This window comes from Candidatus Streptomyces philanthi (assembly GCF_059553635.1).
Genome location: NZ_JCANQV010000546.1, coordinates 1 through 1,857 on the forward strand (window position 1 = coordinate 1; position 1,857 = coordinate 1,857).

The following is a 1,857-nucleotide window of genomic DNA, read 5'->3' on the forward strand; positions in this document are numbered from 1 at the left end:
GTAGGGGTCCAGGGCGAGGGGTTCGGCGGTGCGCAGGGTGACGCGGCCGATGTCGTTGGCGGCGAGTTCTCCGGGTGCGGGGTGGTGGGAGAGGTCGTCGAGGGTGAGGCGTGAGGGGATGTCTTTGACGAGGGCTTTGACGGTGCGGGTGGTGTGTTTGAGCAGGACGCGTTGTCCGGTGCGCAGGGGGCGGTCGGCGAGGTGGCAGACGGTGGCCTTGATGTCCTGGGACACGGTGGGGGCGGTGGTGGTGGGTGTGATGAGGTCGCCGCGGGAGATGTCGAGGTCGTCGGTGAGGCGGACGGTGACCGACTGCGGCGCCCAGGCGCTTTCCACGCCGCGGCCGAGCAGGTCGAGGGCTTCGACGGTGCTGGTGCGGCCCGAGGGCCAGACGGTGACCTTGTCGCCGACGTGCAGGACGCCGGAGGCGATCTGGCCGGCGTAGCCGCGGTAGTCCGGCAGGTCGGCGCTTTGCGGGCGGATGACGTACTGGACGGGGAAACGCGTCGGCGCCCGGGTGGGGTCGGTGTGGACGGGGACGGTCTCCAGGTGTTCGAGGACGGTCGGCCCGCCGTACCAGTCCATGGTCGCCGACGGCGTCACCACATTGTCCCCGGCCAGCGCCGAGACCGGGACCGCGGTGACCTCCAGAACGCCCAGGGAGGCGGCGTAGGCGGTGAACTCCTGCGCGATGGCGGCGAAGACCGGCTCGGCATAGCCGACCAGATCCATCTTGTTCACCGCCAGGACGAGGTGCGGGACCCGCAGCAGCGCGGCGAGGGCCGCGTGCCGGCGCGTCTGCTCCACCACACCGTTGCGCGCATCGACCAGGACGACGGCCAGCTGGGCGGTGGAGGCTCCGGTGACCATGTTCCGCGTGTACTGCACATGACCGGGCGTGTCGGCCAGGACGAACCGGCGCCGCGGCGTGGCGAAGTAACGGTAGGCCACATCGATCGTGATGCCCTGCTCCCGCTCCGCCCGCAACCCGTCCGTCAGCAACGCCAGGTCCGGCGCCTGCCGCCCCCGCCCCAGCGAAGCCCGCTCCACCGCCTCCAACTGGTCGGCCAGCACCGACTTGGAGTCGTGCAGGAGGCGGCCGACGAGGGTGGACTTCCCGTCGTCCACCGAACCGGCCGTGGCGAAACGCAGCAACGACGCCGGCGCCTGCACCATGATGCTGTCACCCATCTCAGAAGTACCCCTCGCGCTTACGGTCCTCCATGGCGGCCTCCGACAACCGGTCATCAGCCCGCGTCGCCCCCCGCTCCGTCAGCCGGCTGGCGGCGACCTCGGCGATCACCGCCGCCACATCCGCCGCCGACGACTCCACCGCCCCCGTGCACGACATGTCACCCACCGTGCGGTAACGCACCCGCCGCCGCTCCAGCCTCTCCCCGTCCCCCGGGCCGCCCCACTGCCCGGGAGCCAGCCACATCCCGCCCCGCGCGAACACCTCACGCTCATGGGCGAAATAGATCCCCGGCAGCTCGACCGCCTCCCGGGCGATGTACTGCCACACGTCCAACTCGGTCCAGTTCGACAACGGGAACACCCGCACATGCTCCCCGGGCGTGTGCCGCCCGTTGTAGAGCTGCCACAACTCCGGACGCTGACGCCGCGGATCCCACCCCCCGAACTCGTCCCGCAGCGAGAACACCCGCTCCTTCGCCCGCGCCTTCTCCTCGTCCCGCCGCCCGCCGCCGAAGACGGCGTCGAAACGGTGCGAGCCGATCGCGTCCAGCAACGGCACCGTCTGCAAGGGATTGCGCGTCCCGTCGGAACGTTCCCGCAACTCCCCCCGGTCGATGAACTCCTGCACCGACGCGACATGCAACCGCAGACCGTGGCGCGCCA

At 71.0% G+C, this 1,857-nt stretch carries 2 protein-coding genes; both read right to left on the reverse strand.

The features are described from left to right. Positions 1 to 1,191: sulfate adenylyltransferase subunit 1 (locus tag AC51EU_RS30060; RefSeq protein ID WP_496270253.1), on the reverse strand; the 1,191-nt coding region annotated here is incomplete at its 3' end. A gap of 1 nt (position 1,192) precedes the next feature. Further along, positions 1,193 to 1,857 (reverse strand): sulfate adenylyltransferase subunit CysD (cysD, locus tag AC51EU_RS30065; RefSeq protein WP_496270254.1); only part of this gene is annotated, 665 nt, incomplete at its 5' end.